General features: G+C 37.7%; 18 protein-coding genes. 13 read left to right on the top strand and 5 right to left on the bottom strand.

Going from position 1 to position 23,732, the window contains the following annotated elements:
- Positions 1-200: 200 nt before the first annotated feature.
- A complete protein-coding gene (gene gad, locus AC27IF_RS12055) occupies positions 201-1,592 on the top strand; it encodes a glutamate decarboxylase (RefSeq protein WP_487054579.1) in 1,392 nt (463 codons plus the stop codon).
- Positions 1,585-2,265, top strand: coding sequence for a hypothetical protein (locus tag AC27IF_RS12050; protein WP_487054578.1), 681 nt, complete (start codon positions 1,585-1,587; stop codon positions 2,263-2,265). The genes gad and AC27IF_RS12050 overlap by 8 nt, the downstream gene beginning before the upstream one ends.
- Before the next feature lie 69 nt (positions 2,266-2,334).
- On the opposite strand, the gene AC27IF_RS12045 is transcribed toward AC27IF_RS12050, so the two are convergent.
- Complete coding sequence (locus AC27IF_RS12045) at positions 2,335-3,420, bottom strand: MBL fold metallo-hydrolase (protein WP_487054577.1); 1,086 nt, start codon at positions 3,418-3,420, stop codon at positions 2,335-2,337.
- 110 nt (positions 3,421-3,530) lie between these two features.
- Here AC27IF_RS12045 and AC27IF_RS12040 point away from each other — a divergent pair, with 110 nt between their 5' ends.
- Positions 3,531-4,136, top strand: coding sequence for a TetR/AcrR family transcriptional regulator (locus AC27IF_RS12040; protein ID WP_487054576.1), 606 nt, complete (start codon positions 3,531-3,533; stop codon positions 4,134-4,136).
- Positions 4,137-4,229: 93 nt separating this feature from the next.
- Here the strand turns inward: AC27IF_RS12040 and gltS are convergent, their stop codons facing one another.
- From gltS to AC27IF_RS12020, 4 genes are all read right to left on the bottom strand, one after another.
- Entirely contained in the window at positions 4,230-5,423 is a 1,194-nt protein-coding gene (gene gltS, locus AC27IF_RS12035) for a sodium/glutamate symporter (protein WP_487054575.1), read from the bottom strand.
- A gap of 26 nt (positions 5,424-5,449) precedes the next feature.
- Positions 5,450-6,412, bottom strand: coding sequence for a tetratricopeptide repeat protein (locus AC27IF_RS12030; protein ID WP_487054574.1), 963 nt, complete (start codon positions 6,410-6,412; stop codon positions 5,450-5,452).
- 97 nt (positions 6,413-6,509) lie between these two features.
- The gene (locus AC27IF_RS12025; RefSeq protein WP_487054573.1) at positions 6,510-8,078 is read right to left on the bottom strand and encodes an HD domain-containing phosphohydrolase; all 1,569 of its coding nucleotides are present in this window, start codon (positions 8,076-8,078) and stop codon (positions 6,510-6,512) included.
- A gap of 149 nt (positions 8,079-8,227) precedes the next feature.
- Entirely contained in the window at positions 8,228-9,115 is an 888-nt protein-coding gene (locus AC27IF_RS12020; protein WP_487054572.1) for a phospholipase A, read from the bottom strand.
- Between the two features lie 345 nt (positions 9,116-9,460).
- Here AC27IF_RS12020 and AC27IF_RS12015 point away from each other — a divergent pair, with 345 nt between their 5' ends.
- The 10 genes from AC27IF_RS12015 (at position 9,461) to hrpA (ending at position 23,722) form a co-directional block, all read left to right on the top strand.
- Positions 9,461-12,607: an efflux RND transporter permease subunit gene (locus tag AC27IF_RS12015; RefSeq protein ID WP_487054571.1), complete on the top strand. Its 3,147-nt coding sequence runs from the start codon at positions 9,461-9,463 to the stop codon at positions 12,605-12,607.
- 40 nt (positions 12,608-12,647) lie between these two features.
- Positions 12,648-13,721, top strand: coding sequence for an efflux RND transporter periplasmic adaptor subunit (locus AC27IF_RS12010; protein WP_487054570.1), 1,074 nt, complete (start codon positions 12,648-12,650; stop codon positions 13,719-13,721).
- A gap of 210 nt (positions 13,722-13,931) precedes the next feature.
- Positions 13,932-14,744 carry a putative hydro-lyase gene (locus tag AC27IF_RS12005; protein ID WP_487054569.1) on the top strand — a complete coding sequence of 271 codons (813 nt, stop codon included), beginning with the start codon at positions 13,932-13,934 and terminating at the stop codon, positions 14,742-14,744.
- Between the two features lie 36 nt (positions 14,745-14,780).
- Positions 14,781-15,506 carry a 5-oxoprolinase subunit PxpA gene (locus tag AC27IF_RS12000; protein ID WP_487054568.1) on the top strand — a complete coding sequence of 242 codons (726 nt, stop codon included), beginning with the start codon at positions 14,781-14,783 and terminating at the stop codon, positions 15,504-15,506.
- Positions 15,506-16,243, top strand: coding sequence for a 5-oxoprolinase subunit PxpB (gene pxpB / locus AC27IF_RS11995; RefSeq protein WP_487054567.1), 738 nt, complete (start codon positions 15,506-15,508; stop codon positions 16,241-16,243). Before AC27IF_RS12000 ends, pxpB begins: the two co-directional genes overlap by 1 nt.
- On the top strand, positions 16,243-17,190 hold the full coding sequence (locus AC27IF_RS11990) for a 5-oxoprolinase subunit C family protein (RefSeq protein ID WP_487054566.1): 948 nt from the start codon (positions 16,243-16,245) through the stop codon (positions 17,188-17,190). Before pxpB ends, AC27IF_RS11990 begins: the two co-directional genes overlap by 1 nt.
- The gene (locus tag AC27IF_RS11985; RefSeq protein WP_487054565.1) at positions 17,190-18,056 is read left to right on the top strand and encodes a DUF4392 domain-containing protein; all 867 of its coding nucleotides are present in this window, start codon (positions 17,190-17,192) and stop codon (positions 18,054-18,056) included. The genes AC27IF_RS11990 and AC27IF_RS11985 overlap by 1 nt, the downstream gene beginning before the upstream one ends.
- Positions 18,057-18,129: 73 nt before the next feature.
- Positions 18,130-18,990 carry a D-amino acid aminotransferase gene (locus tag AC27IF_RS11980; RefSeq protein ID WP_487054564.1) on the top strand — a complete coding sequence of 287 codons (861 nt, stop codon included), beginning with the start codon at positions 18,130-18,132 and terminating at the stop codon, positions 18,988-18,990.
- A 107-nt stretch (positions 18,991-19,097) separates the two neighbouring features.
- Entirely contained in the window at positions 19,098-19,532 is a 435-nt protein-coding gene (locus tag AC27IF_RS11975; RefSeq protein WP_487054563.1) for a CBS domain-containing protein, read from the top strand.
- Between the two features lie 104 nt (positions 19,533-19,636).
- A complete protein-coding gene (gene hrpA / locus AC27IF_RS11970) occupies positions 19,637-23,722 on the top strand; it encodes an ATP-dependent RNA helicase HrpA (protein ID WP_487054562.1) in 4,086 nt (1,361 codons plus the stop codon).
- The last annotated feature ends 10 nt before the right edge of the window (positions 23,723-23,732 follow it).

The following is a 23,732-nucleotide window of genomic DNA, read 5'->3' as shown; positions in this document are numbered from 1 at the left end:
TTTCACAAATTCAGATAATTCTTTGGTTCGGAAAAAACACTCCTCTCTAGGTTATTACAAAGCAATAGGTAACTTTAATGTTATGAAATTGTTGCAAATAGCTTTCTAGTGTATTGAAAATATGTAATATTAATTTTCATGTTTACGTTTTATCTAGAGACACGCTAGAGCGTGTACTCATCAATTAAAAGGAATTTTCAATGCTGCATAATAAAGACTCTGTTCGAGACAAACTTCACGAAGATATCTATTCCACCACAGATGCTGCTTTTGCACTTCCTAAATACAAAATGCCAGCTAACGAGCAAGATCCTCGTTTAGCATTTCAAATGGTTAGTGATGAATTATTATTAGACGGCAACTCAAGACAAAATTTAGCAACGTTTTGTCAAACTTGGGTTGAGCCTGAAGTCGCTGAGTTAATGAGTAAAACGATTGATAAAAATATTGTCGATAAAGATGAATATCCACAAACAGCAGAAATAGAAAGTCGTTGTGTACATATCTTAGCTGATCTTTGGAACTCTCCAAAGGCAACTGATGCTCTAGGTACTTCAACTGTTGGCTCAAGTGAGGCAGCAATGTTGGGTGGTATGGCGTTACTTTGGCGATGGCGAGATAAGATGAAAGCTCAAGGCAAGTCAATTGATAAGCCTAATTTAGTTACTGGACCAGTACAAATTTGTTGGCACAAATTCTGTCGATATTGGGGAGTAGAAATTCGTGAGATACCGATGGAAGGTGAGCGATATATCATGAATGATGAAGAAGTTATTAAACGCTGTGATGAAAACACCATTGCTGTTATTCCGACATTAGGTGTTACTTTTACTGGCCAGTTTGAGCCTGTTGAAGAGGTAAGTCATGCACTTGATAAACTTGAACAAGAGAGTGATATCAATATTCCTATCCATGTTGATGCAGCAAGTGGTGGCTTTTTGGCACCATTTTTACAGCCAGAATTAATATGGGATTTTCGTTTACCACGAGTGAAATCGATCAATGCTTCAGGTCATAAATTTGGCTTATCACCACTAGGCGTTGGCTGGATTATTTGGCGTGATAAAGAAGACTTACATGAAGATCTTGTTTTTAAGGTGAATTATTTAGGTGGAGAAATGCTTGATTTTGCTTTAAATTTTTCACGACCGGGTAGCCAAGTTATAACTCAATATTATAACTTCCTCCGTTTAGGCAGAGAGGGGTATCGAAAAATACATGCAAATTGTCGTGATATTGCGCTTTATTTATCTGCAGAAATTGAGAAGCTAGGACCTTTTGAGATTATTTATGACGGTAGTGATGGAATTCCTGCATTATGTTGGAAACTAAAAGAAAATCATCAGCATAAATATACCTTATTTGATTTGGCGGATAGGCTACGAACTCGAGGTTGGCAAGTGCCTGCCTATACATTACCCAGTAATTTAAATGGTTTAGCTATACAACGTATTCTTGTAAGACATGGTTTTAGTCATGATTTAGCTAATTTATTATTAGAAGATTGTCGTGCAGCCATAACGCATTTAATACAACACCCAGTATCATCACCACTTTCAGAAGAAGAAAGCGGTGGCTTTAAACATGGTTAATACCGTAAGAAGCGTTAAGGTAGGTTTTTGGCAATTAAAAACATTAAGTTGGTGGATAGCCACCCTGTTTATGGTTGGCTCTTCTTTTTTTATTATCGCTTGTACACTGTATTTATTGAAGGGGAGTAATGAATTTTCAATTGGCTTGATATTTTTTATCGGCTCCTTATTTTTTACTAGTGCAGCGTACAGTCAGTTTTATCAAGCTATTAATGCTCAAAGCAGTTGTCGAGTTTGGTTTGCTTGGCAACCTAAGCAACTTGTTTTTAGCATTGCTTGTTCGCAGTTTATCGGAACTATTTTATTTAATGTTAATACCTTGGATGCTTTACTATCATTGGGTTGGTTTAAGCAAGAGTTATTAGTTTGGGTACCTGATGCAATAGGATCGATATTATTTCAAATCTCTGGTTCGCTAGCTTTGATTGACGTACAAAAACGTGTAGAAAAGAGTCGAGCTCCTAAGCTTGATTGGGGGATTGGCTTTCTAAATTTTATCGGTTGTGTGGCTTTCTTAGTATCTGCATGTTTCGCTATTGTTTTACCACACCCAATAGAGCTGCTTTCCAGTTATGCCACAATACTGACACTTATAGGCGCAATATGTTTCTTTTTATCGGCATATCTAAATTGGTTTCAGTTAATGACTAGCAACAAATTTCAACAAAGGTAGTAATTCGTCGTTAAGTCATTGAACCCCGCCTTATGCTAAGACAGTGTTAAAATGACTTAACGTGTTATCCTAATTTAATCCTTGCCACCATGGCTGTTGGTTTGGCATCGAATTAACATCAATAGCTTCGCCTACAATAGGAGTTATTAACTTAACTTGGTTATGCTTTGCCAAAGTTGTGATTCTCTCTAGTGGCTCATACCAAGCATGAAATGCTAAATCGAAAGTGCCATTGTGTGCTGGTAACATAGTTCTGCCTTTAACATCAATATGTGCTTGCAAGCTTTGCTCTGGCGTCATATGAACATCGGGCCAATCTTTATCATAAGCACCGGTTTCAATAATCGTTAAATCAAAAGGCCCATATTTTTCACCTATTTGCTCAAAACCATCAAAATAGCCGCTGTCACCACTATAAAATAGTGATTGCTCTGAGCTTTTAATGACCCAAGATCCCCAAAGGGTTTTATTACTATCCGTTAGGCCACGCCCTGAAAAATGTTGAGCGGGTGTAAGGGTGAGATCAAGACCACTCAAATGGACTGATTGCCACCAATCTAGTTCAATTATATTGTTTTTAGCAACGCCCCAATTTACTAGAACACTGCCAATACCCAAAGGCACAAAGAAGTTATTTACTTTTTGCACTAAAGATTTTACTGCTGCTTTGTCTAAATGATCATAATGGTTATGTGAAATGATCACTCCTTCAATTTCTGGGAGTTCTTCTATTGAAATAGGAGCTTGGTGAAATCTTTTAGGCCCTAAAAAACTAAAAGGGGAGGCACGCTCAGAAAACACTGGGTCAATTAGCCAATATTTGTTATTCGCTTTTAGTAAAAAGCTCGAATGACCTAAGCGAAAAAGTGTCATGCTATTTTCTGATGCCTCACTCAGTACTTCCACAGTTATTGGCTCTAGTGGAATAGGCAATGTTGGCTCAGCATCTACACGCTCTTCGGTGATATAGCGTTTGATAAAGCCTGGAATTTGTCTTAACGAAACAGTTTCAAAAGCTTTTTTGTTGTGAAACTTCCTTTCACTAAACTGGGGGGATGTGGATACGGTTTCATTAACGGTATTAGATTGTAATAGGGTACAAGCACTCAAAATTGCTCCTATAGTAACAATTGTTACTAGTATTTTTAACGACATGAATCTTACTCTTTTGTAAACTACACTGTGTAGTGTAATTGTTTTTATTGAAAAGTAAACTGTTCAGTGTAAAAATATAAATATTAGTGTTGATTAGGATATTAAAAGTAATGGCTCGAAGCACTCAAAAGAAAGAAGCAATTTTAACTGCAGCTATTAGTGAGTTTAAACAAAAAGGCTTTGAAAACACCAGCATGGATCAAGTTGCGCTTACTGCTGTGGTATCAAAAAGAACCGTTTATAATCATTTTGCCAGTAAAGAATTATTATTTGATGCCATTCTTGAAAAAATGGTGACACTTTTCAGTACGGCTGTTTTTATTAAATACCAAGATGATGTGAGCTTAGCGATACAGTTAACTGATATTGCTAAACAGGAGCTCACTTTATTAGCAGATCCTGCCTTTGTTGATTTAGCAAAAGTTATCATGGCAGAAATGATGCACACACCTCAAAGGATTAATAAAGTATTAGCAGAAGTTGAGAGTAGGGATGGTGACTTATCAAGTTGGCTTAAATCAGCCAATGCGAATGGGGCATTAAAAGTTGATGATGTTGATTTTGCAGCGACACAATTTTTTGCTCTGCTCAAAAGCTTTTGTTTCTGGCCACAAGTGATTCAAGATCAACCTTTTCCCGATAAAGCTCAGCAGAGCCATATTATCAATTCAGCTGTAGATATGTTTCTTGGTTATTATCAAGCGGGTATCAATTAATTATCACTTTTAGTTTCGTTTTATATTACGCGTTACAGTCAAGCTATTGTTATTTATAAGGTGTTTAATGACGACTTAATTGATTGAATAGCCTTAATTTAACCAATTGAGCATGGTTTGAATAATAACCGCGTTAGTAATATCAATAAAAAAGGCCCCAATAAGTGGTACAACAATAAATGCTTGTGGAGAAGCACCATATTGTTTAGTTACCGCAGTCATATTGGCAACAGCAGTAGGAGTTGCCCCTAAACCTAGCCCTACATACCCTGCAGATATAACAGCAGCATCATAAGTTTTGCCTAGCGCTCGAAATACGATAAAAATAGCAAATAATGAAATAACTAATACTTGACCCAAGAGTAATAATAAAATGGGTACAGCAAGGTCAATAAGTGTCCATAGCTGTAAACTCATTAAAGACATTGCTAAGAATAAGCCCAAACTGAAGTCTGAAAATAAAGCGAGTGTTGAAGTACCCGTAGGCCAGTTTATCTTCTTCCATATAAGCGGCACTGTATTTGTTAAGATGATGCCGCCAAAAAGGCAAGGGACAAAGATGGGCAGTTTAATACCTAAACTCGCGATTGCTTGATGTATTGAAATACCAATACTGATGGCAATACAGACAATTAGCAGGACATTATAAGCAGAATTGACGGTAATTATTTCTCTTTCTGGCTGAGGGAAACCGACAGAAATTTTTTCATTACTCGTTGATGTTAGCTCATATTTTTTGATTAAAAAGTTGAAAATAGGCCCACCGACAACGCCACCTAAAACAAGACCAAATGTTGAACAAGCGATACCAATTTCCACAGCGTTGCTGATACCATATTGCTCTATAAAAATTGGTGCCCAAGCAATGGTGGTACCGTGACCTCCACTTAATGAGACCGAGCCACCTAACACACCCGTTTCAGTAGTTAACCCTGTTAATGAAGCAACCGTTATTCCGGTGAGGTTTTGTAAGAATAAAAACAGTACTGCAAGTATAAGGAGTACAACCAGAGTTTTACCACCTTGTAATAGAGTAGAAAATTTTGCTGATAAGCCGACACAGGTAAAAAATATAACCAGTAAGATATCTCTTTGTTTAAGTGCGAAATCTAATGAGGTATCAAATAAGAAGTAAATACCACTGAAGATAATAGAAGCGATAACGCCGCCCACTACAGGCTCAGGAATATTAAAACGTTGAAAAAAGCTAACTTTATTATTTAAATACCGACCTAAGAATAGTACTAAAATAGCCAGAATTAATGTTTGTAGTGAATCTACTTGCATAGTTATCACTCTTCCTTGATAAGTTGTTAATTCGCTTTGTTTAACGCTGACTTGAGTTCATTATATAGCGCTTTATTATGTGGAGCCGAAATTTGATCATAGTAATCGACAGACATTTCATCAAATATACGTTTTGCTTGCGCGGTATTACCTTGTAATAACATCACTTCAAGAATACGTAATTGCGCACTTTCCATCGCTCTGTCATCTTGAGCAATTTTTGAAAATTGATAAGATGTTTTATAGTGCTTTTCGGCATTACTGTATTGCTGATTTTTCTGATAAGCCACTGCTAGATTAAGGTGAGCAACTGATTTTTGTTGATCGTTATCTGTTTCTAAAGTCCATGTTAACGATTGCTGACGGTAGTTTATATGCATTTCATGGTCGTTTTGGTAATAGGCAATATGGCCTAAATTTGCATACAATTCTTGTTTAAAGTTTGGATGATAACGATGTTCAAACTTTTTATCTAAATCAAGTAAAGTGGTTTTTGCTTGTTCATAATCTTGCATAGAAATTTGCAGGTTAGCTATCTCAATTAAACGGCGAGGAGAGGGGAGTTTATCATTGATATCACTGAGTAAATTAATTGCCTTATTTAAATATAAGGAAACTTCCTCATTCGATTTTTTATCTTGGTTGACTTTTCGTATTAACTTGGCGTTATAAATATAAATATACACGGCAAAGTTTGGCGGCATTTTTACTTGCTTACTCTCGTCAAGAGAAAGCCAATAATTTACTTCTTGCTGTAAAGGTTTAAGTTTTTGTAAGTCAAATAAGGCATTTAATCGTAGTTGTTTTAAGCGAAACCATTGCGTTGAATAGGCTTTACTGTCATTTAGTCCAACTTCTAAAATGGCCAAACACGAAGGCGTCGATTGTTGACAGACACTTTCTATTTCATTTATTTCAAGTGGGCTCATATGTTCGGCATTAATACTAAAACTAAACATAAAGGCTAAAAGAAGAGATAACCGAGACATAGATAATTCATTTTGTGAGAAACAATGTTAATTTAGCGCTTTTAGCATCAAATTTATAGGCCTATGTATATAAATATTACTGAATAATAATTATTGCTTATCTAATAGGTTGATAACCTGGGATTTTACTTTTATCTATTACATCAATTTGCGACTCAAGTAAGAAACTTTTAGCAAACAACAAATAGATCTCTTCTTCAATAAATACATCAAATAAGTCTGGATCAATATGATGGTCTAATTTCATATAACCCATGATTTTTAATGTTTCAGACAAGGTTTTAGGCTCTTTATAAGGCCTGTCACTTGAGGTAAGGGCTTCAAATATGTCAGCGATAGCCATTATCCTTGCTTGAGTAGACATTTCATCACGTTTTAACCCTTTAGGGTAACCTGTTCCATCCATTTTTTCATGATGACCACAAGCGTATTCAGGCACATTACGTAAGTGTTTTGGAAACGGCATGGATTCAAGCATCTCAACCGTAACCTTCATGTGATCATTAATGATCTGACGTTCTTTGTGATTCAAAGTCCCACGCTTGATAATTAAATTTGTTACTTCATCATCATTAAGGACTGACTGAGTACAGCCATCAATAGATATTTTATATTGCTTAGCTATTTTATAAACTCGTTCAATCTTTTCGTCATTGAAAAATTCGCCACCAGTATTTGCTTCATTAATGAATGTACGGTCACTGGCTAATGCTTTTAATTTTATTAACTTCTCACGTTCGGTAAATTTTGTGGAGTAGGTAATATCTCTTGCTGCAATTTCAAAGCGAGCATTGACTAACTCAATGCGGTCAAAAATAGTTTCAAGTTTTTTAGCCTTGTCCATTACATATTCTGGTGTCGCCACTTTACCGCAGTCATGTAACCAAGCAGCCATACTGAGTTCATGAAAATCTTCTTTTGCCATATAAAAATTTGCTAATGGGCCATAGTCTATTTCATGACATGCGTTCGCAAGTAGCATGGTTATTTCTGGAACACGACGACAATGGCTACCTGTATACGGAGATTTAGTATCAATAGCTGAAGCAATTAACTTTGAAAAGGCAGAAAACAGGTTCTCCATTTCAACAACAAGCTGTTTATTCGTTAAGATAACGGCAGCAAATGAAGTTAGCGAGGCTGTTGTTCTAACAATGTCAGATGAAAAAGCAATTATATTACCTTGCTCATCGGCAGCATTGATGAGTTGAATAACGCCATTTAGCTCCCCTTGATGATTTTTCATTGGAATAGTTAACACTGAGTCGGTTCTATAACCAATTCTTGTATCCATGGCTTTAGCAGCGCTAAAATCATAACTTTTACATTCGTCCACATCTTCAACATTGATAGTTTCATTGGTGGCAGCTGCAATCGCAGCCATTGCTGTCGAGTTAATCTCACCCTTGTGGTAAATTTCAATGTTGGGAAAATCAATAGTATTGCCACTAGTGCCGCCTAAATGGATGCCAAGGCTGTTATTGATGACAGTATTAAACACTAGCTGATTTTTATCTGTAGTTGAGTATATTGTACCAGCGTCGGCTGAGCTGAGCGCCATTGCACTGGTGAGGATTTTTTCTAACAGTGCGTTGTGATCTGTTTCTGTTGATAGTGCAATACCAATATCAATAAAGTGTTCAACATTGTTTTTACCGCTATTCATAGAAAGCCCTTTCTTTATGAATGTCTTAGGGGATATTAAATAACTCTTCTAAGTATAGGATAATGCAAGTATTATGTTAGGTATAATTACAACTATTTAATTTACATCATATCGTTTGATAGCAATGTGACTATTTTATTAAGTCGCGTTTATAAAATGTCGGTTAAAGCAAAACCAATTCCTATGCGCTGTTGCTTATAATTATAGTCAATTAAACTTTCACCATAACCGTTAAAATATTGCGCGTAACCTTTTAGTTTTCCCCATAAGGGAAAAGTGAAACCTAGCTCGACAGCGCCTTTATGATGAGCAAAGTTTTCTCGTAACTTCATGGAAACTTCATATTTCTTACTGATGTTATAGGCTAAGCCTAATTCAAAATGTCCCATATATTCATCGATATCAGGATTGTCATCGCCACTGGCTAACATGGTTGTTTCTTTATCACCTTCAGGTATGCGATACCAAGGGCGAAATGAAAGTGCAAAATCATTCTTTTCGAACAATAAATTCAAGTAAATGCGGTTCCAGCTTCTAGAAATAGCTTGAGAGCGACCATTTGACTGATGCTCAAAACCAACCATTAAGCCTGTGTTGCTGTTAAACGGGTGCCATTTTAAAGGCGTAAAGTAAAAAAATTCTGGTTGGTAATTTGTTTCTCTAAAGGGTCGAGAAATACTCTCACTGTATAATTGCCACCATGACTCTAACGTAAAAGCAAAAAACACCTGATCGTGTTTATGAAAAATCCCTCCAGTCGTTAATGGCACTTTTATACTTAGCTGAAATTTAGCTTCAATATCTTCAAGGTTATCAGCCCAATTGTTAACACCCTCATATGCTTGAGTATTGATATCGTCTGTAATTGATATTGGTAAAATATAATTCATTTTATGTGGCGTTATCACATAAGGGTCAAAAGCAGATTTTCTTTCTTTAATAAGCCGCTGTGAAATAGCACCAAGCTCTTGATTGCCTAGCTGCTTCTGTACTAGTTTCTTCTGACAATAGACTTCTACTTCTTGCAAGCTTTTCATTTGCTCTGTGGACTTGATTGTCTCGAAAATGCATTGCTCCAAAGGAGTCTCTGTGTTCTGAGCATGTATTTGAGTCGAAAAAATAAGAAGAAATAAGGTAAGGGAAGTAACTGAATATGACTTTGACATTGCTTTCTGGTTCATGAGTTAAATTAATACAGGGAAAGTATACCCTTAGCAAATGACATTGTCATAAATATGTCTAATTGTGTCTGTGAATTGCAAACAATTTCTCACGAGCAGTTCATCGTATTTTAATCTCTATTAAGCGCAAGCTTTCTTCCATATTTGTCATCTAGATGTATTTTTAGGTTAACTAATGTTACTTATCGTTGGAATGGATACATGAAAATAACTAAAAGTGCTTTAATAAGCCCTGCTGCGGTTGCTGTTGGAGTTGCTCTAATTGTTCTACTTGGTGTGCTCAGTTTATTTAAATTACCTGTACAGCTATTTCCCGATATTGAACGTCCTCGAATTGCGATTCAAACCTTTTGGCGAGCTGCTGCACCTAGCGAAATTGAATCTGAAATTATTGAACCGCAAGAGCAAGTCTTAAGAGGGATCCCAGGTTTAACTTCTATGAATGCTTTTGCTAATCGAGGCGCCGCATTTATTAATCTAGAGTTCGGTGTTGATACCAATATGGAGCAAACTCTAATAGAAGTCATTTCTAGAATGACCCGAGTTGCTAATCTTCCTCGCGATGCTAGGCCACCACGCATTATGTTAGGGGGATTCGGTGGAAATACGCCAGCACTAACTTGGTTCTTTCTACAGGCATTGCCGGGTAATGATAAAGACATCGCCGAGTATATGGACTTTACCAATGACACCATCAGGCCGCGAATAGAAGCCATTGAAGGGGTCTCAAGTGTCCAAACGTTTACTCGTCAAAACAGAGAGCAGCTACAGATACGTTACGACCCAATTAAGGCTGCAGAGTATGGCATAAAAATAACCGATTTAATTGCCCTAGTAGCAGCAACCGATGATGTTTCAGGCGGCTTTGTTGATGTCGGGCGAAGACAATATACTTTACGTTACAGTGGAAAATACCGTGTCGATGAACTATCACAGTTGATGTTAGCATCACGAAACGGTAGTCATATCCGCTTAAGTGATATTGCTACCGTTGAGATCAGGCGTAACGATAGACAAAATTTAGCGGTACAAAATGGTAATCCTGCTTTTTCTATGCGCATAGATAGAGCAAACGGTGCCAATGTACTTGCCACGTTAAATCGAGTGAAAACGGAAGTTGAACGTTTAAATACTGAGCTTCTTTTAGATAAGAAACTGGTGATGGTGCAATCATTTGATGCTTCTGTATTTATTTATCGTGCTATTAATTTAGTCACCAGTAATTTATTTGCAGGTATTATTTTATCCTTATCGGTTTTGTGGTTCTTTATTCGTCGTATGCGAGCGACATTGATTATTGCTACCGCCATTCCCGTCAGTTTATTAAGTACTTTCATCGTTTTAGAAATATCGGGGCGATCATTAAATGTTATCTCACTAGCTGGGTTAGCCTTTGCTGTAGGGATGGTTTTAGATGCGGCTATCGTTGTTTTAGAAAATATTCTGCGAATGCGGGATAAAGGGTTAGACGAGCATGATAGTGCTGAGCAGGGGGCTGAACAAGTTTGGGGAGCATTACTTGCCTCTACGGCAACTACAGTAGCTATTTTCCTACCTGTCTATTTTCTAAAGGATATTGAAGGGCAGCTATTTGGAGATTTGGCGCTCACTATTGCCATCGCTGTGTCAGTGTCCTTAATTGTTGCTGTTGTTCTATTGCCTGTGTTATCTAAATATTTTTTAAAACAGCAAGAAAATGGTGAAAAGCTCATTGCTGATCCCAATGAAAAAACTTGGCAACGAATGACAGCTTTCGTGATGAAAGCTACTAATACACGAGTTAAACGATTATCACTTGCCGGTACATTATTAATTTTACCCATTATCATTAGTATTGTTGCCATGCCAAAGTTAGATTATTTACCCCCAGTTAAGCGCGACGCGATAGACGCGAATATGCAATTCCCACCTGGCGCTAATATCAATACAATTGAGCAAGAAGTTATTAAGCCTATTGTTGCTAGGTTAAAGCCTTACATGGATGGTGTTAAAGAGCCGGCGTTAAAAAACTACTATTTATTTAGCGGTCCTTTTGGCGGTAGTTTAGGTGTACGGGTAAAAGATCAGTCAAAAGTTGATGAGTTATTAGATATTGTCAAAAATGAGATATTAGTCGATTTACCCGATACTCAAGTTTTTGCTCGGCAAGGTAATTTATTTGGCGGCTTTGGCGGCGGTCGACAAGTGCAGCTTCATTTGCAATCAAAAGATACTAAAGCATTACAAGACGTTGCTCGCCAAGGTATGACCTTTGTTAGTGAAGCCATTGAAGGCGCTTCTGTTAATGCTAATCCCGGTTTAGAGATGGCTGAGCCTGAAATACGTTTAACGCCAAATGATCGCAATATTATTGAGCAAGGCTGGAATCGTCGTGATCTAGGTCGAGTGGTAAGAACCCTAGGCGATGGCTTATTTGTTGGGGAATATTTTAATGGCAGTAAGCGCTTGGATATGATTTTACGCGCTGAAGGTTGGAATGACCCGGATAACCTAGCTGATGTACCACTGATTGTGGCAAATAATAATACTGGTATCACTCAGTTAACTCAGTTATCAAGCTTAGTCGATATCCATCGAACTGTTGGGCCAAGTCGTTTAACTAGAATTGATGGTAATCGTACAATCAGTTTAAACATTAATCCTCCACAAGGTTGGTCGTTAGAAGAAACTATTGCGGTTCTAAGAACACAAGTTGAACCTAAATTACGTGACATCATGCCGGATGATGGCAGCATCTTATACGGTGGTAGTGCCGATCAATTAGCTAAAGCCATTAGTGTAATGAGTGAAAACTTTGCTTTTGCCTTGGTGGTCTTATTCTTACTTATGGCTGCGTTATTTCGTTCGGTTAAAGATAGCTTACTGGTTGTTATTACTATTCCACTAGCAACTGTCGGCGGTATTTTAGCTTTGCAATTATTAAATTTAGTAGTCTTTCAGCCGCTAGATCTATTAACCATGATAGGTTTTATCATTCTACTGGGTTTAGTGGTGAATAACGCTATTTTACTCGTACATCAAACACGGATAGGTCAGCAACAAGGGCTAGAGCGCTCTAAAGCTATTGAGCAGGCGTTATGTTTACGATTACGCCCTATATTTATGAGTACAGCAACCAGTTTCTTTGGCATGTTACCTTTGTTGTTAATTCCTGGTGCAGGCAGTGTTATTTACCGCGGTTTAGCTGCTGTTATCGTGGGTGGATTGGCGTTTAGTACCTTATTTACCATTGTGCTGTTGCCTTGTTTACTTAGGTTAGCAAAGCATGACTTTATTACAGGAAAAGCGCAGAGCCGCCGATTATCAGTTCCCCTGAAACAATTACCAACAGCGAAAATTAAAATTTAATTTTAATTTTACTGCCCAGAAAATAATTTAAGGAAATATTATGATCAAGAAATGTATGAAAACCACACTTATATTATTAAGTACAGTCACTCTTTCATCGTTCAGTTTTTTAACTTTCGCAGAGCAACCAGCGCAATTGGTTAGTATTGATATGGTTAAAGAGCAAGAAGTAAAGCCTACGATTTGGTTGCCGGCAAACGTTATTAGTCGAATGAATGCGCAAATTTCTGCTGAGCAAACAGGGCAGTTATTATGGATTGAGGATGTAGGCTCAACAGTAGAAAAAGGGCAGTTATTAGCGCAACTTGATGATAGGCATTTAACATTACAACTAACGCAGCAGCGTGCTGAAATTAATCAGTATCAAGCCGATGTTGATTACTATACCAGTCAGAAAAATAGAATTGGTAAACTCAGAGAAAAGAATAACTCTGCATTAAGTGAGTATGAACGTATTAACAAGGATCTTACTATCGCCGTTAATAAAGTGATTGCCTTAAAAGCTGAAGTTGAACAAACAAAATTAGCGATTGAGAAAACGCGTGTTGTTGCGCCTTTTAACGGGCATGTCAGTGAGCGGTATGCAAATGTTGGTGAGTTAATCTCGGTTGCAAGACCTTTGGTCCAGTTCATTGATACACAAAACTTAGATATCAAAATTGCGGCACCTATTCATATTGCACCTTTTCTAAAGAAAAATGCACAAGTAACTGTTAAATGGCAAAACCAGCTTTTACAGTTACCTATTAGAACGTGGAGTAGAGCAGGCGAGCAGTCGTCTCGAACCTTCGATGTCAGGTTATCAGCGAATAACATTGATATCTTAGCGGGTAGCGCTGTTATGGTTTCTTTACCAAAAGAACAAGCGCGACAAAGTTTACTAGTGCCAAGAGATGCCCTTGTACTTCGTAGCAATGAAACTTATGTGCTCAGTGTTGATAAAGAAGATACTGCTAATAAAATATTAGTTAAATTAGGGCAAGGTGTTGGTGAGTGGATTTCAGTTGTCGGGGCACTTTCGATTGAGGATAAAGTTATTGTTCGTGGTGGAGAGCGTTTACAAGATGGTCAAAAAGTTAGAATAAATGAAACCTTGTTAGCTAAACATCCCTAAGTATTCTAGTACTTCTTTACTCCCCAAAAGCATGAGTGAACCTCATGCTTTTTTATTTCCAGTTACTGGCTTTCTTAAAAAATTGAAAAAAGTAATCACTTTCGCTATTTTTTGTTATACAAATCACTGTAAATGGTGGCTTTATATAAGGATTTTAGCAATACTAGAGCTATCGTACTCATCAGGATTTCCTTTTCAAATGGAGTGTTTATGACAATAGATGGTGTTAACCCTTTATCTAAACATGCAAGTGCTTATCAACTACGTCAACTTATCCGCAGTGGTGATTTTTCTAGTAATACTTCTGGCTATGCTCAGGGATTTGTCCAAGGAAATATTGTCATTTTACCTAAAGATTGGGCGAATGATTTTTTACAATTCTGTCAATTTAATCCTAAACCTTGCCCGTTAGTTGGTATGTCGGTAAAACCAGGGGATTATATGTTGGAGGCATTAGGGCAGGATATTGATATTCGCTCTGATGTGCCCGGTTATCGTGTTTTTGAACAAGGGGTGTTGACTCAAGAAGTCACTGATATTTCTGCTTTATGGCGAGATGATTTAGTAACTTTTGTTCTAGGGTGTTCATTTTCTTTTGAGGAAGCACTACTTGCTGATGGCCTTGAAATACGAAATATCACTGAGCAGAAAAATGTGCCCATGTATCGCACCAATTTGGCCTGTAAAAATGCTGGTCGTTTTAGCGGAAATACAGTGGTGAGTATGCGTCCGATGAAAGCAAAAGATGCCATCCGTGCTATTCAAATTTGTAGTCGTTTTCCTTCTGTTCATGGAGCACCAATTCATTTTGGTGATCCTAGCTTAATAGGTATAAATCATTTATCTCAACCAGACTATGGCGACTCAGTCACTATTAATCCAGATGAAGTGCCAGTATTCTGGGCTTGTGGTGTGACACCGCAATTAGTATTAGAGCAAACAAAACCAGCTTTTTGTATTACCCATAGTCCGGGTAAAATGTTAGTGACGGATATTAGTAATTCTAGCTTGTCAGTGTTGTAAGTGAGATGTTATCTCGCGGTAATGTAAGGATTAAAAATGAAATTAAATTGTGATCTTGGTGAAAGTTTTGGTAGTTGGACTATGGGCTTAGATGCACAGGTTATGCCTTATATTGATCAAGCAAATATTGCTTGTGGTTTTCATGCTGGCGACCCTTTAGTTATGCAGAAAACTCTTGAACTGGCTAAACAACATGGTGTTAGTGTTGGTGCACATCCGGGATATCCTGATCTTGTGGGATTTGGTCGACGTTCTATTCATTGTTCTAGTGCTGAAATTATTGCTTTGGTGAAATATCAAATCGCTGCAATTGATGGCGTTGCTAAGTCACTAGGGATAGAGCTTGAATACGTTAAACCCCATGGTGCTTTATATAACGATATGATGGCCAAAGATGATGTTCGTGAAGCTATTTTTGTTGCGATCTCAAGCTATCATAAACCACTTAAGTTGATGATTCAGGCAACGGCCAATTTTAATGACCATAAAGCACAAGCAAAAACTTTTAATGTTGAAGTACTTAGTGAAGCCTTTGCCGATAGGTGTTATGACGATGATGGTAAATTATTAGCGAGAACACGCGAAGGTGCTGTGCATACAAAAGAAAAAATGCTTGCCCAAGTTAAGCAATTAAAAGAGCAAGGCTGTGTTACTACGTTAAGTGGAAAAACGTTAGTGTTAGCAGCAGATAGTTTATGCGTTCATGGTGACAATATTGAAGGTGTGAAGGCCATTGAAGCAATTAGGGAGCTGATTGGTTAATGTCGACAAACGTTATTAGCAATAAAATCAGCATTCAAATTGCTGGTGAAAACACTTTAATCATTTATTTTGCTAAACAGGCTAATGCGCAGGTTTCTAAACAGGTACAGCTAGCTTCAGCACTTATACGGCAACATATGAATGATGAGATCATAGACTTAGTACCATCATATGCATCAATTCTAGTGATGTTTAACATGTTAGATAACGATCATCATCAAGTACGAAATAAGTTAAGGCAAGTGTTACAAAAAATCACTCAGGAAAGCAGCTTAAGTGCAAATAATGCGAAACTGGTGGAACTGCCTGTTTACTACGCTCAAGAATCAGGCCCTGAGCTAAGCGTTATTGCGAAAAATGCTAATATCAGTATTGAAGAAGTTATCAGTATCCATCAAGCGCAAGAATACCTTGTTTATGCTATTGGTTTTGCTCCAGGTTTTGCTTATCTTGGCGAAGTAGATTCACGAATTGCCGCACCTCGCTTAAGCTCACCGCGCCTTCAAGTTCCTAAAGGTGCTGTAGCAATTGCAGATAAACAAACAGCTATTTATCCAAGCGTATCTCCCGGTGGTTGGAATATTATTGGCCTATGTCCTATTGATATGTTTGATCCTAAAGCTAATCCAATTATGCCGGTTGAAGTAGGTGATACCGTCAAATTTAAAGCCATTTCAAAAGAAGAGTTTCTCGCTTTAGGTGGAACTTTTCCTAAATCAGGCTGGGAGATATCTTAATGTTAGCTCTTGGATTTTTAGTCAAACAGCAAGGTATGCTAAGCCTGATTCAAGATGCAGGACGTTTTGGTGCATTTAATATTGGCCTAACCAATGGTGGTCCCATTGATAGTCATGCTTTTAAATGGGCAAATAGATTATGTGGTAATGAGCTTGCTGTTACGGCTCTTGAAATAAGTGTTGGTGGACTCGCTTTAACAGCCCAAATTGATACCGTTATTTCAGTTACTGGCGCTAATATGCCAGTTACCATTAATGGAAAGGCTAGTGGCTTGTGGCGCAGCCATAAAATAAAAGCAGGCGATGTTATTGAGTTTGGTTATGCAAGCTCGGGTGTCCGTTGTTATTTAGCCGTATCAGGTGGTTTCAACATTAAAAAGGACTTTGGTAGCACAGCAACCGTTACTCGCGAAAAAGTAGGGGGGCTGTGCGGTGAAAAGTTAGCTGTTGGAGATATCTTAGCCTGTAACGAGGTCACAGATAACAGGGCTAACTTAATGTTACCGGAAGAGTTTTGGCCAAGTTATGAACAAGCACAAACATTAAGAACTATACCAAGTTATCAACAACATGAATTTTCATCACATCAGCAACGGTTGTTTTTTTCTAGCGAATATAGTGTAAATAACAGTTGTGACCGTATGGGTTATCGACTGGAAGGCAGGGCAATTAAATGCAATGTCGATGGTATTTTGTCAGAAGGTATATGCCATGGCGCAGTTCAAATCCCAGCCGATGGCCAGCCCATTATTTTAATGAATGATAGGCAAACCATTGGCGGATATCCTAAAATAGGCTCAGTTATATCTCTGGATACAGCCAAGCTTGGTCAATTAAGCCAAGGTGCAAAGGTACATTTTGAGCCTATAAGTATGGAAAAAGCCCACAATTACTTTCATTTAGCGCTAAGTCGTTTCACGCGAATGTCAGTAGTGGAGTGCGAATAATGAAGTTAACACCAGATGAAGATCAGATGATAAAAGAGCTTGAATTAAGTCAAAGCATTGAAGATATGCTGGTTGAGCGTAATTTACGTGGTATGAAAAACTTGCAGGCAGATCTAAAGAGTGGCTATTGTTTACGTGGAGCACAAGTGCTTCGTGATCTTACCGGCACAGTTTTGATAGGTACTGGATTTCCCGTCGTCAATACCTTTGAAACTGATGGCCCAGTAGGCGCATTAATTTTATATAGAGCTCTAGAAATATTAGGCGCAACGCCGGTTCTTGTTTGTGGTACTCCGATGGCGAGCGCTTTTCAACATGATTACCGTACTTGTGTGATCAGTGTCGGTAAAAAAGAGCTTGGTGAAGCAGAAGCCATTAGAATGCTAAAGCACTATCAACCACAAGCTATTATTTCTATTGAACGCCCGGGCTTAGCTGCCGACGGCCATTATTATAATATGCGAGGAGAAGATATTAGCGCCCGTGCAGCATGTTTTGATTACTTTATGACGCAAGCAACTTGTCCAACACTTGCCATTGGTGATGGCGGTAATGAAATAGGGATGGGCAATGTAAAAGATTTTTTAACTGAGCTTGATATCACACCCTCTGTGACTCCTTGTGATGAATTGATTATTGCCGATGTTTCCAACTGGGGGGTGTATGGTTTATTGGCTTTTTTAAGTCTATGGTCAAAACATGATTTATTAAGTGAAACCTGTCCTGAGAAAATCCTAAGGTATATTTCTGATTTAGGCAGTGTTGACGGGGTAACACGTAAAAATGAATTAACTGAAGATAGCTTACCCGCGTCAGAGGGCATTGCGTTAATCGCCAGAATAAGAGCGTTGATTGGTTATAGCTAAGTAACTTTAACGCAGTATCAATTCTGTGATTTATAATTGATAGCAGTACATTTACATCGTATCAGGAAAATTAATGAGTATAGTATTTTTAAATGGCGACTATATGCCAATAACTGAAGCAAAAATATCTCCCCTTGATCGTGGGTTTTTATTTGGTGATGGTATTTATGAAGTTATCCCGTCTTACTTTGGTAAAATGGTCGGTTTTCAAGGGCATATTGAACGCATGAATGATGGCCTTAACGCCATTGGTATCCAGTTAAACTGGAGCGATGAGCAGTGGCTATCTTTATGTAACTCTTTAAGTGAAAAAAATAATGCAGGTGCGCTAGGAATATACCTGCATGTGAGTAGAGGGGCAGATACTAAACGTTTCCACGCTTATCCAGAAAATGTTGAGCCAACAGTCTTTGCAATGACTTTTGCTATACCAGAGCCAAAAACACCGGCTATTGAAACTATTGGTCAAGGTTATTCACTGACCAGCACCGAAGATTTACGTTGGCAACGCTGTCAAATAAAATCAACGGCATTACTAGGTAACGTAATGCACTTTCAACAAGGGTATGAACAAGGTAGTCAAGAAACCTTACTTTATAATAGTGATAAACAGTTGACGGAAGCGAGTGCCTCAAATATTTTTATAGTTAAAAATGGTGTTATCGCGACACCCATTCAAGATAATCAAATATTACCTGGCATAACTCGTAGATTAGTGATTGATATACTTGCAAAAGATGGTTCACTTCCTCTAGAAGAACGGGTTATAACTCTTGATGAGGTACAATCAGCCGATGAAATTTGGATCACTAGCTCTTCAAAAGAAATAGCGCCAGTAACAATGCTCGATGGCCAGCCTGTTGGTAATGGTAACGTTGGTGATATTTGGTTAAAAGCCGCAACTTTATACTCAAATAACAAGTTTTTATACTAGATGATAAATTTTTTCAGATAAACCTATGAAAAAGTGGAGTTTTGCAAAAGAATTATCTACATTGAAGGTATAGATAGCTTTTCTGCCCTAAAGCATAAGGAATTAAAATGGAATCTTTAAAAATAGAAAAATATATGAACCATTACCCGGTAACATTTACTGCAGATATGGCTGTTGAAGAAGCTTCATTACGCTTTTTAAAAACCAAGCAAATTGGTGGCCCTGTGATTGATGAGCATGGAAAGTTAATTGGTTTTTTGTCTGAAAGTGATGTTTTAGCTAAAATGTTAGAGACTATTTATTTCAATGAACATATAGCTGATGTTAGGGATATCATGCGCAAAGAGGTCCTATCGATGAAACCTTACGACAGTGTGATGGAGTTAGGCCAATTGATGTTGAAAAATAAGCCAAAGGTTTATCCCGTGATAGATGATGACGGCAACTTATTAGGAACCATATGTCGAAATGATGTATTACAGGCAATCGATTTACATATGCGCGCCAACTTGCAGTCAGGTAAGAGTAAAGCGGCTAGTTAACTTAGCAAGTTTTTAACGAGCTAATTGTTTTCAATAATACAAATTTAGTACAACAACTGATAAAATAGACTTTATTATCATCTTTAGTGTTATTAGAGTCTGTTTTGCCTAGCCATTCTTCTCCAGAAATACCTCAAATTCAAGCCCAATTCGATTTATTACAGCAAGTAAAAAAGTCTGATTTTTTACGCTTAAAACACCAACTAGTTGCACATAAAAGAGCGTTTGAGCAATTTAGTGCAAAAGAGAGTGAGTTAAAGGGAAAACCTCAAAAAAGGTTAGTGCAGTTAACCAAACAGTTCACTAAAACAACCGAGTATATTGCACAGTCAATCGCAGAAAAACAACATAAAATCGATAACCTTCCTCGTATTGTTTATCCTGATGGCCTTCCGATAGCGGAGAATGCTGAGCATATAGCAAAAGCCATTCAGGAAAACCAAGTGGTGATTATTGCTGGTGAAACAGGATCAGGAAAAACCACTCAGATACCAAAAATTTGCTTAGCCCTTGGCAGAGGAGTAGATGGGTTAATTGGTCACACCCAACCACGTCGTATTGCGGCCAGAACGGTAGCCAATCGTATTGCAGAAGAGCTCAACACTTCACTTGGCGAACAAGTGGGTTATAAAGTTCGTTTTAATGATCAGGTCAGTAGTAATAGTTACATTAAGTTAATGACTGATGGAATTTTGCTGGCGGAAATGCAAAAAGATCGCCTTTTACGCCAATATGACACAATTATTATTGATGAGGCTCATGAGCGCAGTTTAAATATCGATTTTATCTTGGGTTATTTGCGTCAAATATTGCCTAAACGTCCCGATTTAAAAGTTATCGTAACTTCTGCAACCATTGACCCACAACGATTTGCTAATCATTTTAAAGATAAACAAGGTAATCCTGCTCCTGTTATTGAAGTATCAGGTCGAACTTATCCTGTTGAGTTACTTTACAGACCTCTGAATGAAGCGAGCCAAGAAACTGAAGACAAAGTACATGAAACTAACGATATTATTAGCGGCATTTTAGCGGCAGTTGACGAGTTATCAACGTTTAGCCACGGAGACATTTTGATCTTCTTAAATGGTGAACGTGAAATCCGTGATACGGCCTCAGCATTAACTAAAGCGAATTTATCACATACTCAAATTCTTCCATTATATGCACGCTTAACAATCAGTGAACAAAACCGTATTTTTAAACCACATACTGGCCGTAATATTGTACTTGCCACCAATGTTGCTGAAACCAGTTTAACGGTTCCAGGCATTAAATATGTAATCGACCCTGGTACGGCTCGAATCTCTCGTTATAGTTACCGTACTAAGGTACAGCGTTTACCTATTGAAAATATATCACAAGCTAGTGCTAATCAAAGATCAGGTCGATGTGGGCGAGTATCCTCAGGGGTTTGTATTCGTTTATATAGCGAAGAGGATTTTAATAATCGTGACGAATTTACCGATCCTGAAATATTAAGAACTAATTTAGCTACCGTAATATTACAAATGCTGGCTTTAGATCTTGGCAGCATAGATAAATTTCCTTTTGTTCAGCCACCAGATAATCGCAATATTACCGATGGTATGCGCTTATTAGAAGAATTAGCAGCGATAGATAACACTAAGAATGGTCGCAATACTGTTCAAACAAATATTCGGTTGACTAAACCCGGCCGTTTGTTGGCTAAATTTCCTATCGATCCGCGTTTAGCCAAAATGGTACTTAGCGCCATTGATTTAGGTTGTATTGAACAAGTGCTAATTATTGTTAGTGCCTTGAGTATTCAAGACCCTCGCGAACGTCCACATGAGAAACAACAAGCCGCTGATGAAAAACATAATCGCTTTAGTAATAAACTTTCTGATTTTGTTAGTTTATTAAATCTTTGGCAGTATGTTGCAGCACAGCAAAAAGACTTAACGCAAAATCAATTTCGAAAATTATGTCAACGTGAATACCTCTCAAATGTACGAATACGAGAGTGGCAGGATATCTTTAGTCAGCTTAAACTGACCCTAAAAGAACAAAAAATCACGTTAACCTCGGTCGATTATTCATTTGATTTTGAAGATATTCAACAATCCAAGAACAAAGCCGAAGGCAAAGTAACTACTTTACCTGCAAACCTTATTACGGTTCATCAAGCTTTACTTTCTGGGTTATTGAGCCATCTTGGCCAACAAGATGAAAATCGTGAATATAAAGGAGCTCGCGGTAGTAAGTTTTTCATTTTTCCGGGCTCAGCTTTAGCAAAAAAATCACCTAAATGGCTTATGTCAGCAGAGTTAGTCGAAACTAGTCGCTTATTTGCTCGCATGAACGCACGAATCGATCCTCTTTGGATAGAGCCTATTGCCCAACACTTACTTAAATACCATTACAGCGAACCTCATTGGGAGAAAAAGCAAGGGGCTGTAATGGCCTTTGAGCAAATTACCCTATACGGCTTAACTATTGTCAGTAAACGGAAGGTGAATTTTAAAACAATTGAGCCAGAAACCTGCCGAGATATTTTTATTCGGGAAGCACTCGTTAATGGTGATAGTTTTATTAAAGAGAAATTTTTACAACAGAATCAACGCTTGGTTACTAGTATTGAGGAGCTTGAACAAAAAGCCCGCCGAAAAGACTTTTTGATTGATGAACAACAGTTAGTCGATTTTTACGCAGAAAAAATCCCAAACAGCGTGGTTTGTGAGGCAAGTTTTTTAGCTTGGTGGAAGAAAGTCAAATTACAGTCTCCAAACGAGCTAAGTTTCACGAAAGCATTTTTACTTAATGAGAACTCTAAAGAATTATCAAAGCAAGAATACCCAGACACTTGGCAACAAGGCCCTTTAACTTTACCGTTAAAGTACCATTTTACTCCCGGTGATGTTGATGATGGCATTAGCTTAATGATACCGCTAGCTATGTTAAATCAGGTGCAATATGAAGGTTTTGATTGGCTTATACCTGCACTAAGATATGAGCTTGTTGTTGCACTAATTAAAGCGTTACCCAAAAATTTACGACGTAATTTTGTACCAGCACCGAATTATGCTGAGGCCTGCCTCGCCAATATTAAAATAGGAGAGGGGAGCATTCTGGAAGCCGTGACAAAACAGTTGTTACGCATGACCGGAGTGCGATTGCCTGAAGATGTTTGGCAAGATATTGATTTGCCAGTTCATCTGACCATGAATTTTCAAGTGGTCAATGAAAAAGGCAAGCTACTAAAGCAAAGTAGAGATTTAAACGATCTTAAGGCGAAACTGCAAGGAAAAGTGAAAGAGTCTATTAAGCAAGTTGCAGAAAAAGGTATCGAGCAAGACAAACTGACCACTTGGAGTTTTGATACTCTACCGCAAGGGTATGAAAAGAAAGTCGCTAACATGACTATTAAGGCATTTCCTGCGCTAGTTGATCATCAACAAAGTGTCGCTATAGAGCTTTTTGAAGAGCAAGAGCAAGCAGAAGCCGCTATGTTAGCTGGGCTAAGTCGTCTTATTTTATTAAATATTCCATCACCGTTAAAATATTTACAAGAAAATATGCCTAACAAAGCAAAGCTAGGCTTATATTTCAATCCTTTTGGTGCCATTGCTGAGCTTCTGCAAGACTGTATTCAAGCGGCCTGCGTATTTCTGGTAAAGCAATATATGCAACAGCACGGAAAAACCAATCTACCTCGTTCAAAAATGGAATTTAAACAAGTTAGTGATTATGTACGAGCAGAAATTGCGGATTGCGTTTTATCTGCTGCGATTAAAGTAGAGCGTTCATTAAGTTTACGTCATGATGTCGCTAAAAAGTTAAAAGGTAATATGACACTGGCAGTGATCCAATCTCATGCTGATATTAAAGAGCAAAGTGAGAAATTAGTTTTTAAAGGCTTTGTTAGTAGCTCTGGTCTTGAGAAGTTAGATGATATTATTCGTTATCTACAAGGCATGTTAAGGCGTTTAGAAAAACTGCCCATTGATCCAAACCAGGATAGGCTGAAAATGATCGATGTTAATAAAGCGATAGACGCTTATAAAGCAGTACTTGCTAAACAGCGTAAAGATAAACCCATTGATGAAGATATAGCCGCAGTAAAATGGTTAATTGAAGAATTTAGAATATCTTTATTTGCACAAAATTTAGGTACCAAACAAGCTATTTCATTAAAACGTATTCTAAATCATCTTAAAGATTATTAATAAAATCGCG

The sequence above is a fragment of the Colwellia sp. KS18-150 genome (genome assembly GCF_057551365.1).
This window is presented reverse-complemented; position numbering and strand designations above follow the sequence as displayed.

Bases quoted from the DNA above. Each gene is read 5' to 3' on its own strand.
- gad (WP_487054579.1), top strand. From the start codon at position 201: ATGCTGCATAATAAAGACTCTGTTCGAGACAAACTTCACGAAGATATC.
- AC27IF_RS12050 (WP_487054578.1), top strand. From the start codon at position 1,585: ATGGTTAATACCGTAAGAAGCGTTAAGGTAGGTTTTTGGCAATTAAAA.
- AC27IF_RS12045 (WP_487054577.1), bottom strand. From the start codon at position 3,420: ATGTCGTTAAAAATACTAGTAACAATTGTTACTATAGGAGCAATTTTG.
- AC27IF_RS12040 (WP_487054576.1), top strand. From the start codon at position 3,531: ATGGCTCGAAGCACTCAAAAGAAAGAAGCAATTTTAACTGCAGCTATT.
- gltS (WP_487054575.1), bottom strand. From the start codon at position 5,423: ATGCAAGTAGATTCACTACAAACATTAATTCTGGCTATTTTAGTACTA.
- AC27IF_RS12030 (WP_487054574.1), bottom strand. From the start codon at position 6,412: ATGTCTCGGTTATCTCTTCTTTTAGCCTTTATGTTTAGTTTTAGTATT.
- AC27IF_RS12025 (WP_487054573.1), bottom strand. From the start codon at position 8,078: ATGAATAGCGGTAAAAACAATGTTGAACACTTTATTGATATTGGTATT.
- AC27IF_RS12020 (WP_487054572.1), bottom strand. From the start codon at position 9,115: ATGAAAAGCTTGCAAGAAGTAGAAGTCTATTGTCAGAAGAAACTAGTA.
- AC27IF_RS12015 (WP_487054571.1), top strand. From the start codon at position 9,461: ATGAAAATAACTAAAAGTGCTTTAATAAGCCCTGCTGCGGTTGCTGTT.
- AC27IF_RS12010 (WP_487054570.1), top strand. From the start codon at position 12,648: ATGATCAAGAAATGTATGAAAACCACACTTATATTATTAAGTACAGTC.
- AC27IF_RS12005 (WP_487054569.1), top strand. From the start codon at position 13,932: ATGACAATAGATGGTGTTAACCCTTTATCTAAACATGCAAGTGCTTAT.
- AC27IF_RS12000 (WP_487054568.1), top strand. From the start codon at position 14,781: ATGAAATTAAATTGTGATCTTGGTGAAAGTTTTGGTAGTTGGACTATG.
- pxpB (WP_487054567.1), top strand. From the start codon at position 15,506: ATGTCGACAAACGTTATTAGCAATAAAATCAGCATTCAAATTGCTGGT.
- AC27IF_RS11990 (WP_487054566.1), top strand. From the start codon at position 16,243: ATGTTAGCTCTTGGATTTTTAGTCAAACAGCAAGGTATGCTAAGCCTG.
- AC27IF_RS11985 (WP_487054565.1), top strand. From the start codon at position 17,190: ATGAAGTTAACACCAGATGAAGATCAGATGATAAAAGAGCTTGAATTA.
- AC27IF_RS11980 (WP_487054564.1), top strand. From the start codon at position 18,130: ATGAGTATAGTATTTTTAAATGGCGACTATATGCCAATAACTGAAGCA.
- AC27IF_RS11975 (WP_487054563.1), top strand. From the start codon at position 19,098: ATGGAATCTTTAAAAATAGAAAAATATATGAACCATTACCCGGTAACA.